Below are 20,363 nucleotides of genomic sequence, written 5' to 3' on the forward strand. Positions count from 1 at the left end.
TATTGAGAACTCACATTACAAATATTTATGGTCAATCATCTTCCAGTACAGCCATGATTGCTCAAAATATGGTAACAGAGGTTGCTAAATCACTTGGATTTAATGAAATTGGTATTTATTCATATCCGATTCATACAGATACGCCGCAAGAAATACGTAAGCGTATTGATGGTATGTTAGCAGGTGTTTCAGCACACGATGTTGTTATTGTTCAACTCCCGAGCTGGAATGGCATTGAATTCGACGAACTATTTATTAATAAACTATTAAGTTATCCAGGTATTAAAATTGCAGTATTTATTCATGATGTTGTGCCACTTATGTTTGAAAATAATTATTATTTGATGCAAAGATCGATTAATTTGTATAATAAGGCTGTGACATTGATTGTGCCTTCGAAGGCAATGGCTAATAGACTAAAAAGTGAGGGCTTAGTGATGGATCATATTGTGATACAACAACTTTGGGACCATGCAACTAGTTTGATGCCAGCGGCGCCAAAATTTGAGCCGTTGATTAACTTCGCAGGATCAGTCACACGTTTTCCGTTTGTCAAAAGTTGGCATAATGATACAAAACTTCAAGTTTTTTCACAATATGATGAAAAAAATTTAAATGAACGAGTGAGTTACCAGGGATGGTTACCAGACAACGAGATATTACGTCATTTGAACCGCGGTTTTGGTTTAGTATGGAGTGAAAACACTAAAAATCAGTTTGAGCGTGAATACTCAAAAATTAACCTATCTTATAAATTAAGCACCTATTTGGCATCTGGATTACCAGTCATTGTGAATCAGGGCATTTCCAATCAAAAATTTATTGAAGACAATAATATCGGTATCGTTGTGCCATCTTTATCAGAGGTAGATCAACGTATAAAAAATATAACAAAAGCGCAGTATAATGATATGGCTGAAAATGTTAAACGAGTTGGATATTTAATTCGTCAAGGTTATTTCACTAAAAAAATATTAATTGATACTATGCATCAAATATTGTCTTATTAAGAAAGGAACGATACATGACGATTTATAGCTTTAATTTAGGTATTGGTTGGGCAAGTAGTGGCGTTGAGTACGCGCAGCTTTATCGAGCACAAATTTTTAGAAATTTGAAACAAAAAGCCAAGTTTGTCTTTTTAGATCTTATTACTGGAGATAATATTGAGCATTTAACACATAACATTGGTTTTACTGATGATGAAATTATTTGGATTTATCAATATTTTTCAGATATTAAAATTGAGCCAACATCTTATTCATTAAAACAGTTAGAAAATAGTTTTAGTCTGTCATTTGATCGTATTGAACAGAACACGGGTTATGTACGTTATATATTTGATAAAGCAAATGTAATGGTAACTGCCTATTTTGCAAAAAAAAATAAAAACGTTGTGGAGCGAGCGGAATATGTATCTCGAGGAAAATTAATTCGTAAGGATTACTACACGCATACTAAATTATTTTCAGAATATTATACACCAAGAGATAACAGGGCATATGTGTATGAGAGACGTTTTTTTAATCAAGACGGTTCGATAGCTTTAGAAGAAATTGTTGATGGCGAAAGTAGTATGTTTCGCCTAAAAAATCAAGTCATACAAGGTAAAAATGGTTTGATTGCTTATTTTCTGAAATCTTTAAATTTAACAAAAACGGATATTATTATTTTAGATCGTGCAACCAATATAGGAAGTACTATTTTTAAATATAGTGCGCCAGCAAAATTGGGTGTTGTTGTTCATGCTGAACATTTTAATGATAATCAAACCGATGAACAAAATGTGTTGTGGAATAATTTTTATGAATACCAATTTGATCAAGTCAAAAATGTTGATTTTTTAATCACAGCAACACAGTCACAAGAAGAAGTGTTAAGACGCCACTTTGATCAATACACTGCATACACACCGAATATTGTTACAATTCCTGTTGGAAATTTAGATAAGTTGCATATACCGTTAAAAGCAAGAAAGACACATTCGCTGATAACGGCTTCTCGATTAGCAAATGAGAAGCATGTTGATTGGCTAGTAAGCGCTGTGATTAAGGCAAAAGAGGTTGTTCCAGATATCACTTTTGATATTTATGGTAAAGGTGGTGAAGAACAAAAAATCAGGAAAATCATTAACGATAACCATGCACAGGATTATATTAAACTAATGGGCCATTCAGAGTTAACACAAGTTTATCAAAAATATGATGCCTATATTTCCGCTTCGACAAGTGAAGGTTTTGGCTTAACGTTAATGGAGGCGGTCGGATCAGGATTACCTATAATTGGATTTGATGTACGATATGGCAATCAAACTTTTATTCAAAATAAAAAGAATGGGTACCTAATAACTTATGATAAATCAGATGATATAAGTATTATCATCAGTAAACTAACGCATGATATCATTGTACTTTATACAGAGCATCATCTAGCTGATTTTGAACAGCAATCTTATAATATTGCAAAAGATTATTTGATCGATGAGGTACAACAAAAATGGCAAAATTTGATCGAAAGGGCGTTAAATGATTAATTTATTTGATAGATACACGCAATCAAGTCGTGATTTACATGATTCTTTAAAAGCTGCTGGTTATGATCAAGCAACTGTAGTTGTGACAGAAGATGGTTTTTTACCAGATCATGTCAGTTCTCCTTTTTCATATTATACAAAAATATACGAGCAAGTTGGCCGTCCGTTGTACTTTAATCAAGTAGACTGCCCTAATTTTTGGGAGATTCGTGGTAACAATCACGATGCCACTATTTATGATGAAGATAAAAAAATGGCAAATATTATTTATGTTCCAAATCTTGCTCATAAACGCTATGTTCAAAAAGTTGAATGGTTAGACTTAAATGGGCACATTCGCAGCGTTGACCATTATAGTAAAAATGGCAATAAGTTTGCGCATACGAATTATAATATAATGAATCAACCAACGATAACGACATATTATAGTGTTGATAATCATGAAATAATTGTTGAAAATCACATTACAAAAGATATTATTTTAAATTTAAATCAGCAAGTATATATTTTTAAATCGCGTGCAGATTTCGTCACTTATTATTTAAAAAGTGTATATGGTAATGATATGAATCGTATTTTATATAATTCATTGTCTGTACCCTTTCTTGTATCATACCAGTTAGAGCAACCGGGAGATGATCTGTTGTTCTGGCAGGAACCATTAGCGCAAGATATGATATTACCTGGTAATATGATTAACTTGTTAGAACATCATGGCCGGACTCAAAAAATTATTTTTCAAAATAAAATAGATTACAATAAAGTACAAAATAAGTACCCACACTTAGCTCATCAATTATCATATGTTGGTTACATTTATCCGATTAATAAACATGATCAAGATCCAAATGAGGCATTGATATTAACTAATTCTGATGATATAGAGCAAATTACTCAAATTGTTGAAGCTCTCCCTAGCGTTAACTTTAATATTGGTGCTTTGACTGAAATGTCAAGTAAACTAATGCGATTGATGAAGTATCAAAATGTGACATTATACCCTAATATTGAATATCATGTTATAGATGAATTACTGACAACCTGTGCTTTTTACTTAGATATTAATCATGATATGGAAATAATGTCTGCTGTGCGCCGAGCATTTTTGAATAATTTATTAATTTTGACTTTTGACAATACGAGTCATAATCAAGAATTCACATTACCAGAACATATATTTACAACAAATAATAGTAGTGAGTTAGTTAATTCGGTTCTGAAATACATGAGTAATCGACAAATGTTATCGGACGCTTTAATATTACAACAAAATCATGCAAATCAAAGTAGTATAGATGACTATCAAAACATCATTAATTAAGTATTGGAGGGATGATTTATGAACGAAAAAGATGATAATAAGCAATTCCAACAAGATCCTGTACAGCGTGAAATTAATGAGCGATTAAAGTATGCGCGTTATAAAGTGCCAAATCAAAAAAAAGTGCGACATAAATATGAAAATATGCAAACACTGTTAGCTGGGATTATGGCATTAGGAATATTATTTGGATTAATAGCTATTATTATTCAATTATTTATGAAATAGTATAAATTTTGTTAGTTGACTCATGTTTGTTTAGAAATTGGACATGGAATAGCATGTCAATTAGAAGGGGCAAATTTAAAATGAAAAAAGCCATTTTTTACACTTATAGTGGTGAATATGAGTGGTTAGTAGCTGTGTCAATACAGTCTATTATTGATCATTATATTTCTGAAGAAACAATTGATATTTTAGTTTTTACTGATAAAACATTTGAAACCCAGCAGGCAACAATAAAAAAGTTACCTTGTTTAAGTGGGAAGCCACAAATCAAAATTTCATTTTGGCGTTTTCCAAATTGGATTAACCGCATTACAAATAATGTTTCTGAACGTTTTCCGGCTGTAACTTTTTTAAGGTTGGGCATACCAATAGAATTTCAAGAATTTGATAAAATGCTTTATCTCGATGCAGATACACTAATTTATACAGACATTCATCATGTTTTTAATCAATTAAAAACCGAGACAATAGCTGGTGTATTAGATATATTTCATTATTTAAATACAGCAGATGACCAAATATTGAAGCAATATAATGACACGTATAATATTGTTGATTCTTCAAAGTATATTAATTCTGGGGTACTACTATACAATAATAAACAGTACGCACAGCATTGGACAATTGATGAACTCGTCAATAATATCAATGATGGTCAATTTAGTCATTTCCCAGATCAAGAATTGATTAATCAAAAGTTCAATCCAAATATTCTAATTCTGCCACATGAATACAATTATCAAGAAAATATCTCATTTTTAGATCATTGGCAGGTACCAGAAAAATATAAAGAATCATTGACGTTATCTGAGAAAAATGTGCGAATCAAACATTTTTTACCGTTACCAAAACCATCTAGCCCTTTAATTGGTTATCGTGATCAATTTGATATCGATTGGTGGCAAATGGCCATGCGCTTAAAAGAAATTTTATCTTAATATAGAATTTCAATTTCAAATAGACTATCAAAAAAGCGATACAATAGTTATCTATTGTGTCGCCCTTCAGTTATTTCAACTTATAAACTCAGTCACAAGCATTCCCATCATCATACTATCATGGTATTTACCTTCAGCAAAGAAGTGGCCACGAAGGATACCTTCTTCAATAAAACCAATTTTTTTATAAATATGAATTGCTGCATCATTATCAACATCAACATATAAATAAACTTTGTGCATGTTCAGAACTTTGAAAGCATACTCAGTTCCCGCTTTGATTGCCATTTGAGCATAGCCATTTCCTTGATGATCTGGATGAATAATAATTTGTATTTCGGTATGTCGATGAAGGCCATCAATATACATTAATTCAACAACACCGATAAATTGTTTATCATCTTCAACAACAAAACGTCGCTCAGTCTGGTCAAGTACGTGTCGTTCATAAAGAAGTTCTAACTCATCAAATGATGTATAGGCTTCTTGGAACCATAAAGCCATTACTTTTCGTGAGTTTTCTTGTTGATATATATAGGGTAAGTCTTTTTTTTCAAGTGGTCTAATCTTCATTTTTATGCTTTCAGTTGTGCGTTTAAAACATTAAACGGCAACGGGTGCTTTGATTGCTGGTTCGCTTTCGTAGTCTAATACTTTGATATCATCCATGGTGTAGTCAAATAAGGATTTAACTTCAGGATTCAACCAAAGTTTTGGCAGCTTGTGCATTGGACGTGAGAGTTGTTCAGTGATTTGCTCAGTGTGATTATTATAAATATGTGTGTCACCGATAGTATGAACGAAATCACCAACTTCATAACCAGTTTGAGCCGCTACCATATGCAACAATAGTGAATACGAGGCAATATTAAAAGGCACACCTAGAAAAAAATCACCAGAGCGTTGATATAATTGGACACTGAGTTTTCCGTCAGCTACGTAGAATTGACTTAATACATGGCAAGAAGGTAAAGGTGCTTGGGGTGTTTTTTCGGCGTTCCAAGCGGTTAGAATGAGTCGGCGTGAGTCAGGGTTAGTTTTAATCTGCTCAACTAGGCGACTTACTTGGTCGATGGTATCTGTATCGGCAGTTAAAGAAGATGTTTCCCAGTTACGCCATAATTTACCATAAACATCACCGACATAACCAAATGTTTCCATGAACTCATCATCGTTTAATATTTTGTCAACAAAAATGTCTTTTTGTTCTTTATATGCGAGAGCGAACGCCGTATCTTTTTGGGCACGATGACCAAAATTAGTCATGTCAGGACCTGTGTATTGGTCAGATTCTATCCAATTTTTAAATGCCCACTCATCCCATATATGGTTATTGTGCTGTAGTAAGAAACGAATGTTGTTGTCCCCACGTAGAAACCAAAGTAATTCTGATTTAATGAGGCCAAAGTAAACCTTTTTAGTTGTAAGTAGTGGAAAGCCTTCCTGAAGATCGAACCGCATCTGTGTACCGAACAAAGAATGTGTGCCAGTTCCTGTACGATCTCCTTTTTGGGTGCCTTCATCAAGTACTTTTTTTGCAAGATCAAGATATTGTTGTTCATTTTTTGACATAATTATTAGCGCGCAAATGTGACATTTGCGCATTTCCTTTCGAAATTTCCTTACTTTAAATACTAACGAAAATTAGTTTAATAAGCAAGGCTGAAAGATATTATATAATGCTAGTTTCGCACTGATTTTTCATATGATTAATATCAAATCTAAAAGCCGTATAGCTGTCTATTAAAATGTACCAATTTATGACATTCGTTTTATAAACCAATAAACTATGATAAAATAAAATATAGTTCGTTATTAACTGATAAATAGTTGTTTTTTTGTCAGATCATTCATAGGAAATAAATTGATGCAAATCAATTTGTGAAGCAGTTTGCTCTGAAAAAGGGACTTGCTTTAAAATAACGTGTTTTTGTGCCAATAATTCTTCAGCAAAAGAATCATTATGATAATCACGCATAAAGTTTATTTTTTGTATGCCAGCCTGTAACAATAATTTGGTGCAATGGACACAGGGTACATCAGTAACATATACTTCTGCGCCATCAACACTGATTCCCATCTGGGCTGCCTGCATTAAGGCATTTTGTTCAGCATGTACAGCGCGAATACAATGACCATCCACGATTAAATCACCGACATCTGTACAGTGAGGGGTACCAGATACAGAACCATTATAGCCACTAGAAATGATACGGTTATTTTGAACAATGACGGCACCAACGTGTAAACGGGTACAGGTTGAACGCGTGGACAAGATGGCAGCTTGCGCGATAAAGTATTGATCCCAGCTGATACGATTATATGACATGTGAGCTCCAATAAATTTATTTTGTTAAGAAGAATATAACATAAAACGACGATCAAGCGAAGGAGCTTTTTAATGACTGAAATACTCGATGGTGCAGCAGTAGCCAAAATTACAAACGAAAAAACTGCTGAACGTGTTTCGCGGTTGAATAAACCGGTGACTCTTGCTGTCATTTACGATCCCAAAAATGATGGTAGTCGTTTATATGTTGGTATGAAATCCAAAAAAGCAGCGGCATTAGGTATCACAACACTAGATATTCCAACTGATGAAAATGCGACAACGGCAAGTGTGATTAAACTAGTTGAAGAGCTTAATGCAGATGAGCATGTTACCGGTATTTTGGTTCAAAGTCCACTGGCTAAAGGTGTGAAAGAACGTGAAATTTTTTCTGCCGTGGCGCCACATAAAGACGCTGATGGACTAGGCGCTACCGTGCAGGGTATGTTGTTTGGTGATGCACTAGAAGATTATACCGTTGCTGCAACACCACAAGGTGTGATGACACTGTTACATCATTATAATATTGAAATGTTTCGTAAAAGTGCTGTTGTTATCGGACGCTCTCAGTTATTTGGTCGACCAATGTTTGCGTTATTAACAAATGCAGATGCAACAGTCACATTAGCGCATCGTTATACGCCTGAAGCCATGTTAAAGGCGCAATTGAAGATGGCAGATATTGTTGTCGTTGGTGTCGGTATACCACACTTTATTTCGGGAGCAGATTTAAAATCTGGTGCTGTTGTCGTTGATGTCGGTATGAATTATGTTAACGGAAAAGCAGTTGGGGATGTTGACTTTGAATCAGCACAAGGCGTTGCAAGTTACATCACGCCAGTACCCGGTGGTGTTGGGCCAATGACAATTGCAACGTTATTAGAAAACACTGTTTCATTAGCAGAAAAATATTAATAATAATGAAAAAACCATTGGTAAATTAATTACTAATGGTTTTTTGTATTATTCTCTGCTATTGATCTTAACAAAAATAAATATCATGATGCAAATGACAACGCGGATTAAATTCATGTTGACATCTGGGACATCTTATACATGAAATATAGGTATCGCCTGTCATTTCTAATTGACAGATGCCACACATGACGCTTATCTGTGACATGTGCATGGGCTGAAATGTATGAGTTATCAATGAATCGTGACAAAGTGCGCAGGCAAAATATCTCTGACATTGTTGGCACATATTAGCAATGACATCACAAGATTGATGCCAGTGTTGACAGCGACCAGCTTCATCAAGAGAAAGTCCAAAAATTTCAGACATGATATAAAATACGAAAACGGCGACGCAATGTGAGTGTTATTATGGTTGCTATAACAGCTTTGATAATGTCACCAGGAATGAATGCCAATTGGAAAGTGAGTGCCTTAGTTAATGGCATATGTGTCACAATGTGCAAACCAAAAGCACCAGAAATATCAATTAAAACAACACCAAATATTAAAATAGTTAAAAACATTGTGAAAAAATTTGTATAATTTAAATGATCAAGATAAGTTATCGTCAATCCAATAAGTAAGGCAGCGAATGGATATGCCCAAAGATAGCCTGCTGTTGCACTGAAAAATGCTGGTAAACCACCAGCACCACCAGTCAAAACAGGCAAACCTATTGCAGCTAAAAACAACCATACAATGATAGCTAGAAAGCCATTGCGCCACCCTAATAGAGCACCAGCTAACATGATGCCAATATTTTGAATCGTAATTGGTACAATTCCAAGTGGTATTGTAGGTACATAGGCCATGACAACAAGCAGGGCAATCATTACCACGGTAAACGTTAGTTTTTGTGTTTTCATGTTTCTTCCTTTTGTAAACTTTTTTATTTATATAAGTTTACAATTAAAACAACGCCTTGTCAACAATAAAAAACTGCTGTTAGATAAAGACTAACAGCAGCTTTTTAGGTAGTTATTAATGATAAAAAAAGTTTTGAACAGCTTGAACAGCAGTTTCATTCCCAACAAAATATAAGGTATCTCCACGTTCAATAACGGCGTAAGGGCCAGGAGATACAACCAGCTCATCATCATGTAATAAAGCAACAATCGTTGTACCAGTACTCTGCCATAAGGTAAGCGTACCAATAGATTGACCAAATTTGGGGCTATCATCACTTAATGCTAACTCATATGGACTCAGTGGGCTATGACGCTGAACACGTTGACTTTGTTCAAGTAACAATGTTAAAGCATTTTCCATTGATTTAATTTCTTGTTTTTGATTGGTAATGAGATCGTTTATTTGTTTGTGAATTGTTTGAATGTCAGATGTCGTCTGTGCTTGATTTAAAAATGCCTTGGCTTTTTCGCGAGACAGAACTTCAACACCACTGCCATGTATCAGTTTAACAATCTGAAGGTCTGCTAGAATACTGACAGCTTTACGTGCTGTTTCAGATGATACACCAAAGGCGACGGATAACGTTGATCTAGCATGTAGTTTGCTACCAACAGCATATTCGTTGTCGGCTATTTTTTGCGCGATTTGATACGCTATTTTGCGGTATCTTGGTTCTCTGATTGTTTGCATGGCATTCTCCAAAAGCAGGTGTTGGTTTGACAAAAGTGACAACTTGTGACAAAATAGAAGACATCACTTAGTGACAATTCTTTTTTTTTAATAAGTTGTCACTAAGAAGTATAAGATAAATAGTGAGCGTAGTCAATGAAAATAAGTTAAAACTGTTAAAAAAGCGGGTTACTTAATTTATTTTCAACAAATGGAGGGCTTCATGGCTAAAGTAGAGATTAAACATCTCACAAAAATATTCGGAAAGCGACCCAAAGCGGCGCTGAAGATGGTAAAACAACATAAAAGTAAAGATGAAATTGTTGAAAAAACTGGCAGCACAGTTGGTGTATACGACATCAACATGAGTATTGACGAAGGCGAAATATTCGTTATTATGGGACTATCAGGTTCAGGTAAATCAACATTAATCAGACTGTTAAATCGCTTGATTGAACCAACTCAAGGACAACTGTTCATTGATGGTGAAGAGATCACTAAATTTAATAAAAAACAGATGTTAGAAATACGGCGTCAAAAAATGAGCATGGTGTTTCAGAATTTTGGTCTTTTTCCACACCGTACATTACTAGAAAACACTGAATATGGCTTAGAAATACAAGGTGTTAATAAGGAAGAACGCCGTAAACGTGCAGAACATGCACTAGACAATGCTAAATTGTTAAGTTATAAAGATCAATATCCTAGTCAACTGTCAGGTGGCATGCAACAACGAGTGGGACTTGCGCGTGCGTTAACAAACGACCCAGACATTTTATTAATGGACGAGGCTTTTTCGGCTCTTGATCCATTAGTACGTGGTGAAATGCAAGATGAATTGCTAGAATTACAAGCAAATGTTCAAAAAACAATCATTTTTATTACACATGATTTAAATGAAGCTTTACATATTGGTGATCATATTGCCATTATGAAGGATGGTGAATTGCAACAAATTGGGACAGGAGAAGAAATTTTAACGCATCCTGCTAATGAGTATGTGAAGTCCTTTATTGGTGGCGTTGATCGTTCGAAGGTTTTGACTGCAGAAAGTATTATGATTCCGGCTTTAACAACAAATATTGATGTGGATGGTCCAACAGTTGCTTTACGAAAGATGGCAGACGAAGAAGTATCAGGATTAGTTGCCGTGAACCGTAAACGAGAGATGCTTGGCTACCTATCATCGGATGAAGCGGCGAAGGCACGGCGAAATCAAACGCCACTATCACAAGCTGTTATGCAAATGCCAACAGTTGATTTAGACACACTAGTTGCTGATATTATGCCAATTATTTATGATGCACAAACGCCGGTAGCAGTTGTTGACGCCAATAAACATGCAAGAGGTGTTATCATTCGAGGTTCTGTTTTGGAAGCATTAGCCGATACGGAAGGAGATGAAACCGATGCCTAATTTACCTAAAGTACCATTAGAGAGTTGGATAAGTGAGGGCGTCAACTGGCTGACAACTCATTTATCTGGACTATTTAATTTGATGCAAAGAAGTGGTCAAAGTATCATGGATGGCCTAACCAATGGCTTGACAGCAATACCAATGCCATTGATGATTGCTGGATTAACAGTTATAGCTATTTTAACAACACCTAAAAAATATGGTTTTCCCTTATTCACCTTAATTGGTTTGGCATTAATTGCCAATCAAAATTTATGGTCGGACTTGATGAGTACCGTGACATTGGTTATTATGGCGTCTGTTATTTCTCTTGTAATTGGTATTCCATTAGGAATTATTACTGCTAAATCGCCAAAAACTGCCGCAATTGTTAAACCAATTTTGGATTTCATGCAGACAATGCCTGGCTTTGTTTATTTAATTCCTGCTGTTGCCTTCTTTGGTATAGGTGTGGTACCTGGCGTATTCGCTTCAATTATATTCGCATTACCACCAATGGTGAGAATGACTGATTTAGGTATTCGACAAGTACCTGTGGCATTAGTTGAAGCCGCTGATTCTTTTGGATCGACAACTTGGCAAAAATTGATTAAGCTTGAATTACCAAATGCGAGAAATACTATTTTAGCTGGTGCAAACCAGACAATTATGTTAGCATTATCAATGGTTGTGACTGCGTCAATGATTGGGGCACCAGGCCTTGGTCGCGGTGTATTATCTGCTGTACAGCGTGCAGATGTTGGTTCAGGTTTTGTCAATGGCCTTGGATTAGTTATTTTAGCTATTATTATTGATCGTTTCACGCAAAAGCTAAACACCAAACCGGGACAAAAGGTAGCAACACGCCCTTGGCGTCGCTGGGCAATTTTGGCCACAGCACTCATTATGATTGGCGGTGGTGTTGTCAATGCGGTAACATCACAGAAATCATCTGGTCAAAAAGTCAATCTTGGTTATGTTTCTTGGGATTCTGAAGTCGCTTCAACAAACGTATTGGCTGAGTCGCTTAGACAACATGGCTACGATGTGACAATGACACCACTGGATAATGCTGTGTTATGGCAATCATTAGCAAACGGGCAGGTGGATGCGTCAGTCAGTGCTTGGTTACCATATACCCATAAAGCATTATATGATCGATATAAAAATGATATTTCATTACTTGGGCCAAACTTACATGGTGCAAAAACTGGCTTTGTTGTCCCAGATTATATGAAAGTAAATTCAATTGCTGATTTAACTAATGAAGCCAACAAAACAGTTACGGGTATTGAACCTGGTGCTGGTGAAATGATTACCGCACAAAAAACACTTGATAGTTATTCAAATCTTAAGGGATGGAACTTACTAAGTGCTTCTTCAGGTGCTATGGCAACTGCACTTGACAAAGCTTATAAAACAAAACAAGATATTGTGGTAACAGGATGGTCACCACATTGGATGTTTAGTAAGTATAAGTTAAAGTATTTACAAGATCCAAAGGGAACAATGGGTAAGAATGAAAGTATCAATACCATTACGCGTAAAGATTTGAAAAAAGATAATCCTAAATTTGAAAAAGTGATGGATAAATTTAATTGGACTAAAGAAGATATGGAAAGTGTCATGCTTGACATACAAAATGGGGCAAAGCCAAAGCAAGCTGCAACAAAGTGGTTGAAATCACATCAAAAGCTTGCTGATAGTTGGTATAAGTAACATTTGAGATGCAAGAATGATTATAATTAGGTCTATTTGATTGATGGTTTATAATTATCGTAAAATTCATACAAAAAAGGCATTAAGGAAATTAGAGAAATCTAGTCGACTTAGTGCTTTTTTAGGCAAATAAAAAAGCGTCAGAAAGCATTCTTACATTTCTGGCGCAAAATAATGTTGTAGGTGTTCAATCCGTTTTATGCTAATAACATAAATTAATCTTTTGATAAATGTAATATAATATCATTTTTGTCAACAATACTACCGGATTTTTTAGTGTGCTCCAAGGATGATAGCGCAGTTGAATTGGTTATAGTAACAATAACCGTATCATCAAATCCAGCATCTTTAATTGATTTATCCCAGAATTCAATCAAGAGATCACCCTTTTTAACATGTTGTCCACGTTCAAAGTATGTTATAAAACCAGTACCACGCATGGCTACTGTACCAATACCAATGTGAATAAGTGTAACAACACCTGAATCTGAAACCAAACCAACTGCATGTCTTGTTGAAAACGCAACACGAACGATGCCATCAAATGGGGCATAAACACGACCATCAGAGGGGATGATACCGAAACCATCGCCAAGTGACCCTGAAGAAAATGTTTTATCTTTGACATCGGAAAGTGCAATCAATTTTCCAGCAATTGGCGCATTAAATGTTGATTGCCCGATAGCTAATTTGGGTACAATAATGTCGTTGTCACTTGAACTGACCACAAATTCTTTGCCCCAAGTTTTTTCGAGTTGATCCACAATTTCAGCGTGCTTTTTTTCTGTCAATGTGACTTTTTTGTAGAAAACAAATGTACCGAGAATAATCACAACAAATGGGACGCCAAACATAATAACTTTAAAAATTAATTGCCCTGAACCAGTGATTGAAGCTGCAGTTGCACCAGTTGTCATACCAGCAGCAACTGCTGTTAAACCAACAACACCATTTGAAATGGCACCTGCTAATTTATCCAATAGGGGACGTACTGACAATGTGAGTGATTCATCACGGTGACCAAGCTTGAGCTGACCATATTCGACAGAATCAGAGATTGTCATTAACACGACTAAGAATACTAATGGTTGAGGGATAGCAAATAATTGTGCTGCAAGAATAACTAGTGGCAGTGACGTGCCAGCAATAACAAATAGAATAATACCGACTGTCATGGTCAGTATGCACCAGAAGAACAAGCTGCGACGATTGAGTTTGTCAGCCAGTTTAGGAAATAATGCGACTGAGATCAATCCAGTGAAAACGTTTATACCAGCAAAGATTGTGAACGCGGAGGCATTACCTAAAATAAAGGTGAAATAATAAAGCTCGAGTGAATTCACAAGTGTTATACCAGTTGTATAGAGGCCATAAGCCAATGCAATCCACATTAGTTGATCGTTATGTGTCAAAATGTGCATAACATTTTTAAAGCTGGTTTTTTCTTTGTTTTTACGAAGATCTGAATCAACCTCTTTTGTACCAATTCCAACGACAATAGAACTGATCCATGCGACACCGGCTACAATGACAGCAAACCAGAACCAACCGCGAGTATCACCAGTACCACCATTACGATTCAAGGAGAAGAAAAGAACAAGCGGCATAACAACAACACCGACTAAATTAGCGCCTAATGTCGAGCCGATACGGGCAAATGTTGCTGTCTTTTCACGTTCTCTAGAATCAAATGTCAGTGCGGGAATCATCGACCAAAATCCAATATCCTTGAAGGAATAGAAGATATCCATTGTAATGTAGATCAGTGCAAAGAGCACAAGATATACAATGGGGTTAGATTTGTTTAAACCGCCCATATTAGTAAATAAGATCACTAAGGCAATTGAGCCAACTGTTCCACCAATGACAACCCAAGGTTTGAATTTTCCCCATCGCGAAACTGTATTATCAATTGCATTACCAATGAAGGGATCAATGGCTAATTCTACAAAGCGCAATAGAAAAATAACCAAGGTAATAATGCTAATCATTCTATCATTTTGAGCGGCATTACCACTGTTGAAAAGGTGAGTAGTGACGAACATAATGAAATACGTTGAAAGTGTTGCGAAAAACACATCATTACCAAACGCACCGAATGCATATGACATGCGCGATGACATAGATTGTTTGTTAGACTTCATAAGCGTATCTCCTTTAATTTAGTTCAGCTAACATAATTCATAGTAAGCGCTTTCATAATAAAAAGCAACCTTTTTAGTAAACTTTTAGTAAAGTATTATATCGCGATGTGTAGTAAAATAAAGAAGAGAGCCTTAGGGATATAATTAATAATAAATAGCGCCCTACTAAGAACTGAGGATGAATAAATGGTGACAATTAAACAAATAGCAACAGCAACAGGGGTGTCCTCTAGTACTGTATCACGGGTTCTGAACAGCGATATGACATTGTCAGTATCTGATAACACGCGCCAAAAAGTTATTGATACTGCTAAACAATTGAATTATATTAAAAAAGCTAAAAAAAATGAAAAGCAAAAAGCGATTCATATTTGTGTACTGACCGTATTTTCAGAATCTCGCGAGGCGCGTGATACGTATTGGCGACAAATTTATATGGGCATTGAGAAAGCAGCCTATCAAAGTGGCGTTCTAATTGATGAAATAATTAGAATTGATCAGGGCGTGGATGCGATGCTCTTGGGGAACTTTGATGCTGTTATTATTTTAGGAAACATTTCAGAGGAAGCGATTACTAAAATTCGAGAGATCAATCATAACATAGTTTTAGTTGATTCCACGGTTCATTATGATGATGTGACTGCAGTTAATCCAGAATTAAGTCAAATGACATATCGTATCTTAGACGAACTATATGGTAATGGTCGGCGGCATATTGGATTTATTGGTGGAGACAATGATGTCTTAGAGTTAGATGGCACCTCAAAATCAAAAATAAATGATCCACGATTTGATTCATATCATGAATGGATGAGCTTAAAGCAATTGCAACCACAATCATTTATTGGTGATTGGCGTCCAGAGACAGGGAGTCAGGGAACGGTTAAATTATTGGCTGATGGCAACATCATTGACGCGTTAGTCGTGGCATCTGATCCAATTGCCATTGGAGCGATCAGTATATTGAAAAATTACGGTCTGGAACCAGGTAAAGATATAGATATTGTGAGCTTTGATAATTTAGATATTGTTGCTTATATCATACCGCCATTAACGACGGTTGAATTAAGTCCTTTAGCACTTGGAAAAACTGCATTGGCACAGGCTATAGAATTGAGCTCGGCGGCACATGATTGGACTAATTGGACGACAATTCCAAGTTCATTAAAGTATAGAGAGACTTTTAAATTAAAGTAAGCGTTTACATTATAGTAAATAAATGGTAGAATTTGTTTGTATTTTAGTAAAATATACCCAAAAATCAAATTAATGAGCATAATTAATTTGATATGATAATTTTTCCGTATTATATACCCATCTAATGAAAGTGAACGGCCTAGTAACTAGTAGTACAGCTACAACAGAAATAATGCTAGTCAAGTAGAAAAAGAGGAATTGATAGATGACTAATGTTTATGAGAAATTATCGCAAGTTTTTGTTAACAAGTTTAATCATATGCCAAGTGATAAGTTTTTTTCACCAGGGAGAATTAACTTGATTGGTGAACATACTGATTATAATGGCGGCCATGTATTTCCGGCATCGATTACATTAGGAACATACGGTGTGGCTTCAGCGCGTTCTGATAAACAAGTCAAACTTTATTCGACAAATTTTGTTGAACAAGGTGTGATTAGTTTTGACATTGATGACGAAACAAAAATGTCAAATGCATCGTGGGGAAATTTTGTAAAGGGTGTATTACAGGCTATGAAAGGTTATGGTAATCATTTTACTTACGGCTTTGAATTAGTCATTGAAGGTGACATTCCAAATGGTTCAGGTCTATCGTCTTCTTCTTCGTTGGAACTATTAATTGGGGTTATGGCGCAAAAATTGTATAATCTTAAAATTCCAAGATTACAATTAGTTGCTTGTGGGCAACGTGCTGAAAATGATTTTGTGGGTGTCAATACTGGTATTATGGACCAATTTGCGATTGGTTTTGGTGAAAAAGAGCATGCTATTTATCTAGACACGAATACAATGATTTATGAGATGGTACCAATTCATTTAGGTGAGTATGTAGTCGTTATTATGAATACAAATAAGCGTCGTGAATTGGCAGAATCTAAATATAATGAACGTGTCCGTGAGACACAAGAGGCTGTTTATCAATTGCAGAATCATCTGGATATTCAGTTTTTGGGAGAGTTAGATGATAAAACCTTTGAAAAAAATGCTCACTTTATAACAGATGAGACCGTGCTTAAGCGAGCGCGACATGCTGTATCTGAAAATGAACGAACAGAGGTAGCGGTGAAAGCCTTAAAGGCAAATGATTTGGTGGCTTTTGGCCAACTAATGAATGCTTCTCATAGGTCTTTGAAGGAAGATTATGAAGTTACTGGCATTGAACTTGATACACTTGCTGAAACAGCACAAGGTATCAGTGGGGTACTTGGCGCACGTATGACTGGGGCTGGATTTGGTGGCTGTGCAATTGCATTAGTTCATCATAATTCAGTTGATGAATTAGAAAAAATAGTTGGTGAAAAATATGAGTCAGTTGTGGGTTACGCACCATCATTTTATGTTGCAAATATTGGGGATGGTGCCCATTGGGTCGGAGCTATACAGGAGGATAAGTAATGAATAGTAGTGCGCTAGTAAATATATTTGCTAAACGTGTCATTGAAGCCACAGATTATCTCGATGATGATAAAGTCTATTTAATTAATCAAATTCTCGGCATTGTTGGTGAGTCAAGTTATATGGTGGCTCCTGAGGACAGTGATTTGGAAAAATTATCGACCCTAGACATATTAGATCAATTAATAATGTTATCTAAAAACAATGGCACTTTGGCTAATAGACAAATGAATGAAGATATGTTGGGCGCACAGTTGATGAATTTATTTGTACCAAGACCGTCGCAGGTGAATAAATTATTTTGGACGTATTATCAAGTATCGCCTGAATCTGCAACTAATTATTTATTTGAATTGTCGAAGCGCAGTAATTATATTAAAACGCGTGAAATTAGTCAAAATATCTCGTTTCCAGCACCAACAAACTATGGCGAATTACAAATAACGATTAACTTATCTAAGCCAGAAAAAGATCCTAAAGCCATTGCAGCAGCTGCAGCAATGAGTCATGAAAGCAATCAGAAATTACAGTATCCAGCCTCTCAATTGGCACGCGAAAATGAAGGTTACTGGGGCCGTTTAGATTATGCAGCACGAACAAATCATCGCGTGGTTCCTCTAACATTGGGCGGTGAAACTTGGTATTTTCAATATTCACCTTATGCCTATTTTAATGAACATGCGATTGTCTTGTCGCAAACGATTCGACCTATGCATATTGATGAAGAAAACATGGCGCGTCTATTAGAATTTGTAACGCAATTTCCAGATTATTTTATAGGCTCAAATGCGGATTTACCAATCGTTGGTGGATCCATTTTGTCACATGACCATTTTCAAGCGGGGCGGTACGAATTGCCGATGGCCAAGGCAGCAATTAAACAGAAAATTCATATCGCAAATGTAACACTTGATGAAGCAGGTGTATTGAATTGGCCTATGACAGCTATTCGTTTGATAGATAAAAATAAAAATAAGTTATTAAAAGCTGCCATGCATGTGATTAAAATATGGCATGTTTATGATGATACATCTTTGTCAATTCAAAGTTATGATGAAAATGGCACACCACACCATACAGTGACGCCAATTGTGCGTTATCGTCATGACAGGTATGAAATTGATTTGGTTTTGCGTGACAACAATGTTTCAGATGCTTTTCCTGATGGTATTTTCCATCCACATCCTGATGTTCAACATATCAAAAAAGAGAACATTGGTTTAATTGAGGTCATGGGATTGGCTATTTTACCACCACGATTAAAAAAAGAATTAGTGGCAGTAGAAGATTTCCTACTCGAAAAGGTTGACCATGTGGCGTCAAAACATCAAGCATGGGCAGACCAATTGCTTGTCTCACACGAAGTGAACACTGAAAATGTTGAAAATATTGTGCAACAAAGTGTTGGTCAAATATTTAAGCGGGTATTAGAAGATGCCGGTATTTTCAAATCTAATGATATCGGTCAACAAGGATTGCAGAAATTCATTCATGAGATAGAATAAAGTCATAAATCGTTTATGACCCTCTAATTTGTATGTAATTAAAAATAGAATGATTTCAGTTATTTGAAAAAGGAGATATGGATATGAATATTATTGAAAGTGCGTTTGGCGATCATGCTAAACTTTTTACAATGGTTAATGATAATGGTGTGCAGCTAGCTGTGACAGATTTTGGTGCACGTATTGTGCACTTGAATGTGCCAATTAACAATGAGCGAAGAGAATTGATTTTAGGCTTTGACTCCGCTGAGGAATATATTGCCAAAGATCATTATATCGGTGCAACAATTGGTAGAGTCGCCGGGCGTATTGCCAACGGTTCGTTTCAACTTAATCAGACAAACTATCAAGTTGTAAAAAATGAAAATGATAACACGCTGCATGGTGGACCAGATAGTTTCGAGATGGCATACTGGCAGAGTGAAACGGACATAAGTGACAATAAAGTATCAACATCATTTACGCACACTAGTCCTAATCAGAACAATGGATTTCCGGGAAATTTGACCGTCAAAGTGACTTATACACTTGATAATGATAACGTTTGGCAAGTCAGTTATGAAGCAAACAGTGATGCTATGACACTATTTAATCCAACAAACCATGTTTATTTCAACTTGACAGGACATCCCGGTATGAGTGTTGCTGATCATATGTTGTCTATTGATGCAGATCATTTTGCACCTCTTGATGACCAGAACCTGACAACTGGCGAACAACGTGATGTAGCCCAGACGGCTTTCGATTTTAGAAAAGCAAAGAAAGTTAATGAAGCACTGATTTCTGCCGATCCTCAGAATCAATTAGTTAGTGGTCTTGATCATCCATTTTTATTGAATCAAGCAACCGACTCTGCTAGCCCTCAGGCTCGTTTGGTATCGCCAGATCAAAAAGTAGCTATTAATATGCGAACAACAGCGCCATCAGTGGTTGTCTTTACAGCCAACTTTGGGGATGACTATCAATTGCCTATGCGTCAAGAGCAATTGATTAATCATGGTGGTATAACACTTGAAACACAAGTAGCACCTGGTGCAGAAAAATATCCAGCGTTTGGTAATATCGTCCTACCTGCAAATGAAGTTTATCAGGCAACAACGCGTTTTGACATAGATATTTAA

Annotated in this window: 19 protein-coding genes; 12 read left to right on the forward strand and 7 right to left on the reverse strand. The window is 35.9% G+C overall.

The features are described 5' to 3' along the window. Positions 1 to 2 precede the first annotated feature (2 nt). The 5 genes from LEGAS_RS02740 to LEGAS_RS02760 are packed head-to-tail and all read left to right on the forward strand — an operon-like array spanning position 3 to position 5,020. Positions 3 to 1,010 carry a sugar transferase gene (locus tag LEGAS_RS02740; protein WP_013231320.1) on the forward strand — a complete coding sequence of 336 codons (1,008 nt, stop codon included), beginning with the start codon at positions 3 to 5 and terminating at the stop codon, positions 1,008 to 1,010. Between the two features lie 14 nt (positions 1,011 to 1,024). Beyond that, positions 1,025 to 2,533: an accessory Sec system glycosyltransferase GtfA gene (gene gtfA, locus LEGAS_RS02745; protein WP_013231321.1), complete on the forward strand. Its 1,509-nt coding sequence runs from the start codon at positions 1,025 to 1,027 to the stop codon at positions 2,531 to 2,533. Continuing rightward, positions 2,526 to 3,854: an accessory Sec system glycosylation chaperone GtfB gene (gtfB, locus tag LEGAS_RS02750; protein WP_013231322.1), complete on the forward strand. Its 1,329-nt coding sequence runs from the start codon at positions 2,526 to 2,528 to the stop codon at positions 3,852 to 3,854. The genes gtfA and gtfB overlap by 8 nt, the downstream gene beginning before the upstream one ends. Positions 3,855 to 3,872: 18 nt before the next feature. After that, on the forward strand, positions 3,873 to 4,082 hold the full coding sequence (locus tag LEGAS_RS02755) for a hypothetical protein (RefSeq protein ID WP_013231323.1): 210 nt from the start codon (positions 3,873 to 3,875) through the stop codon (positions 4,080 to 4,082). A gap of 53 nt (positions 4,083 to 4,135) precedes the next feature. After that, entirely contained in the window at positions 4,136 to 5,020 is an 885-nt protein-coding gene (locus tag LEGAS_RS02760; RefSeq protein WP_242821466.1) for a glycosyltransferase, read from the forward strand. Positions 5,021 to 5,095: 75 nt separating this feature from the next. Here LEGAS_RS02760 and LEGAS_RS02765 read toward each other — a convergent pair whose 3' ends face one another. From LEGAS_RS02765 to LEGAS_RS02775, 3 genes are all read right to left on the reverse strand, one after another. Beyond that, positions 5,096 to 5,593 (reverse strand): GNAT family N-acetyltransferase, encoded by a 498-nt coding sequence (locus LEGAS_RS02765; protein WP_013231325.1) that lies wholly within the window; start codon positions 5,591 to 5,593, stop codon positions 5,096 to 5,098. A 30-nt stretch (positions 5,594 to 5,623) separates the two neighbouring features. After that, positions 5,624 to 6,592, reverse strand: a complete 969-nt coding sequence (locus tag LEGAS_RS02770; protein ID WP_013231326.1) for a thymidylate synthase — start codon at positions 6,590 to 6,592, stop codon at positions 5,624 to 5,626. A gap of 274 nt (positions 6,593 to 6,866) precedes the next feature. After that, positions 6,867 to 7,349: a deoxycytidylate deaminase gene (locus LEGAS_RS02775; protein WP_010384616.1), complete on the reverse strand. Its 483-nt coding sequence runs from the start codon at positions 7,347 to 7,349 to the stop codon at positions 6,867 to 6,869. A gap of 72 nt (positions 7,350 to 7,421) precedes the next feature. Between LEGAS_RS02775 and LEGAS_RS02780 the strand changes: the two genes are divergently transcribed. After that, on the forward strand, positions 7,422 to 8,264 hold the full coding sequence (locus LEGAS_RS02780; protein WP_013231327.1) for a bifunctional 5,10-methylenetetrahydrofolate dehydrogenase/5,10-methenyltetrahydrofolate cyclohydrolase: 843 nt from the start codon (positions 7,422 to 7,424) through the stop codon (positions 8,262 to 8,264). Between the two features lie 67 nt (positions 8,265 to 8,331). Here LEGAS_RS02780 and LEGAS_RS10375 read toward each other — a convergent pair whose 3' ends face one another. The 3 genes from LEGAS_RS10375 to LEGAS_RS02790 form a co-directional block, all read right to left on the reverse strand. Further along, the gene (locus LEGAS_RS10375) at positions 8,332 to 8,634 is read right to left on the reverse strand and encodes a CHY zinc finger protein (protein WP_081457741.1); all 303 of its coding nucleotides are present in this window, start codon (positions 8,632 to 8,634) and stop codon (positions 8,332 to 8,334) included. After that, complete coding sequence (locus tag LEGAS_RS02785) at positions 8,627 to 9,172, reverse strand: biotin transporter BioY (protein ID WP_013231328.1); 546 nt, start codon at positions 9,170 to 9,172, stop codon at positions 8,627 to 8,629. The genes LEGAS_RS10375 and LEGAS_RS02785 overlap by 8 nt, the downstream gene beginning before the upstream one ends. Before the next feature lie 115 nt (positions 9,173 to 9,287). Then, on the reverse strand, positions 9,288 to 9,905 hold the full coding sequence (locus LEGAS_RS02790; protein ID WP_010384626.1) for a GntR family transcriptional regulator: 618 nt from the start codon (positions 9,903 to 9,905) through the stop codon (positions 9,288 to 9,290). A gap of 202 nt (positions 9,906 to 10,107) precedes the next feature. On the opposite strand from LEGAS_RS02790, the gene LEGAS_RS02795 reads away from it, so the two are divergent. After that, positions 10,108 to 11,301: a quaternary amine ABC transporter ATP-binding protein gene (locus LEGAS_RS02795; RefSeq protein WP_013231329.1), complete on the forward strand. Its 1,194-nt coding sequence runs from the start codon at positions 10,108 to 10,110 to the stop codon at positions 11,299 to 11,301. After that, positions 11,294 to 13,000 (forward strand): ABC transporter permease/substrate binding protein, encoded by a 1,707-nt coding sequence (locus LEGAS_RS02800; protein ID WP_010384628.1) that lies wholly within the window; start codon positions 11,294 to 11,296, stop codon positions 12,998 to 13,000. The genes LEGAS_RS02795 and LEGAS_RS02800 overlap by 8 nt, the downstream gene beginning before the upstream one ends. Before the next feature lie 215 nt (positions 13,001 to 13,215). Here the strand turns inward: LEGAS_RS02800 and LEGAS_RS02805 are convergent, their stop codons facing one another. Beyond that, positions 13,216 to 15,144, reverse strand: coding sequence for a glycoside-pentoside-hexuronide (GPH):cation symporter (locus LEGAS_RS02805; RefSeq protein ID WP_013231330.1), 1,929 nt, complete (start codon positions 15,142 to 15,144; stop codon positions 13,216 to 13,218). Between the two features lie 186 nt (positions 15,145 to 15,330). Here LEGAS_RS02805 and LEGAS_RS02810 point away from each other — a divergent pair, with 186 nt between their 5' ends. The 4 genes from LEGAS_RS02810 to LEGAS_RS02825 all read left to right on the forward strand — a co-directional run bounded on the left by LEGAS_RS02810 (position 15,331) and on the right by LEGAS_RS02825 (position 20,363). After that, entirely contained in the window at positions 15,331 to 16,341 is a 1,011-nt protein-coding gene (locus LEGAS_RS02810) for a LacI family DNA-binding transcriptional regulator (RefSeq protein ID WP_013231331.1), read from the forward strand. Between the two features lie 205 nt (positions 16,342 to 16,546). After that, entirely contained in the window at positions 16,547 to 17,737 is a 1,191-nt protein-coding gene (locus tag LEGAS_RS02815; protein WP_013231332.1) for a galactokinase, read from the forward strand. Next, complete coding sequence (gene galT / locus LEGAS_RS02820) at positions 17,737 to 19,242, forward strand: UDP-glucose--hexose-1-phosphate uridylyltransferase (RefSeq protein ID WP_013231333.1); 1,506 nt, start codon at positions 17,737 to 17,739, stop codon at positions 19,240 to 19,242. Before LEGAS_RS02815 ends, galT begins: the two co-directional genes overlap by 1 nt. Positions 19,243 to 19,325: 83 nt before the next feature. Continuing rightward, on the forward strand, positions 19,326 to 20,363 hold the full coding sequence (locus LEGAS_RS02825; protein WP_013231334.1) for a galactose-1-epimerase: 1,038 nt from the start codon (positions 19,326 to 19,328) through the stop codon (positions 20,361 to 20,363).

The organism is Leuconostoc gasicomitatum LMG 18811, from assembly GCF_000196855.1.
Classification (GTDB): Bacteria; Bacillota; Bacilli; order Lactobacillales; family Lactobacillaceae; genus Leuconostoc; species Leuconostoc gasicomitatum.

Bases quoted from the DNA above. Each gene is read 5' to 3' on its own strand.
- gtfA (WP_013231321.1), top strand. From the start codon at position 1,025: ATGACGATTTATAGCTTTAATTTAGGTATTGGTTGGGCAAGTAGTGGC.
- gtfB (WP_013231322.1), top strand. From the start codon at position 2,526: ATGATTAATTTATTTGATAGATACACGCAATCAAGTCGTGATTTACAT.
- LEGAS_RS02755 (WP_013231323.1), top strand. From the start codon at position 3,873: ATGAACGAAAAAGATGATAATAAGCAATTCCAACAAGATCCTGTACAG.
- LEGAS_RS02760 (WP_242821466.1), top strand. From the start codon at position 4,136: ATGTCAATTAGAAGGGGCAAATTTAAAATGAAAAAAGCCATTTTTTAC.
- LEGAS_RS02765 (WP_013231325.1), bottom strand. From the start codon at position 5,593: ATGAAGATTAGACCACTTGAAAAAAAAGACTTACCCTATATATATCAA.
- LEGAS_RS02770 (WP_013231326.1), bottom strand. From the start codon at position 6,592: ATGTCAAAAAATGAACAACAATATCTTGATCTTGCAAAAAAAGTACTT.
- LEGAS_RS02775 (WP_010384616.1), bottom strand. From the start codon at position 7,349: ATGTCATATAATCGTATCAGCTGGGATCAATACTTTATCGCGCAAGCT.
- LEGAS_RS02780 (WP_013231327.1), top strand. From the start codon at position 7,422: ATGACTGAAATACTCGATGGTGCAGCAGTAGCCAAAATTACAAACGAA.
- LEGAS_RS10375 (WP_081457741.1), bottom strand. From the start codon at position 8,634: ATGTCTGAAATTTTTGGACTTTCTCTTGATGAAGCTGGTCGCTGTCAA.
- LEGAS_RS02785 (WP_013231328.1), bottom strand. From the start codon at position 9,172: ATGAAAACACAAAAACTAACGTTTACCGTGGTAATGATTGCCCTGCTT.
- LEGAS_RS02790 (WP_010384626.1), bottom strand. From the start codon at position 9,905: ATGCAAACAATCAGAGAACCAAGATACCGCAAAATAGCGTATCAAATC.
- LEGAS_RS02795 (WP_013231329.1), top strand. From the start codon at position 10,108: ATGGCTAAAGTAGAGATTAAACATCTCACAAAAATATTCGGAAAGCGA.
- LEGAS_RS02800 (WP_010384628.1), top strand. From the start codon at position 11,294: ATGCCTAATTTACCTAAAGTACCATTAGAGAGTTGGATAAGTGAGGGC.
- LEGAS_RS02805 (WP_013231330.1), bottom strand. From the start codon at position 15,144: ATGAAGTCTAACAAACAATCTATGTCATCGCGCATGTCATATGCATTC.
- LEGAS_RS02810 (WP_013231331.1), top strand. From the start codon at position 15,331: ATGGTGACAATTAAACAAATAGCAACAGCAACAGGGGTGTCCTCTAGT.
- LEGAS_RS02815 (WP_013231332.1), top strand. From the start codon at position 16,547: ATGACTAATGTTTATGAGAAATTATCGCAAGTTTTTGTTAACAAGTTT.
- galT (WP_013231333.1), top strand. From the start codon at position 17,737: ATGAATAGTAGTGCGCTAGTAAATATATTTGCTAAACGTGTCATTGAA.
- LEGAS_RS02825 (WP_013231334.1), top strand. From the start codon at position 19,326: ATGAATATTATTGAAAGTGCGTTTGGCGATCATGCTAAACTTTTTACA.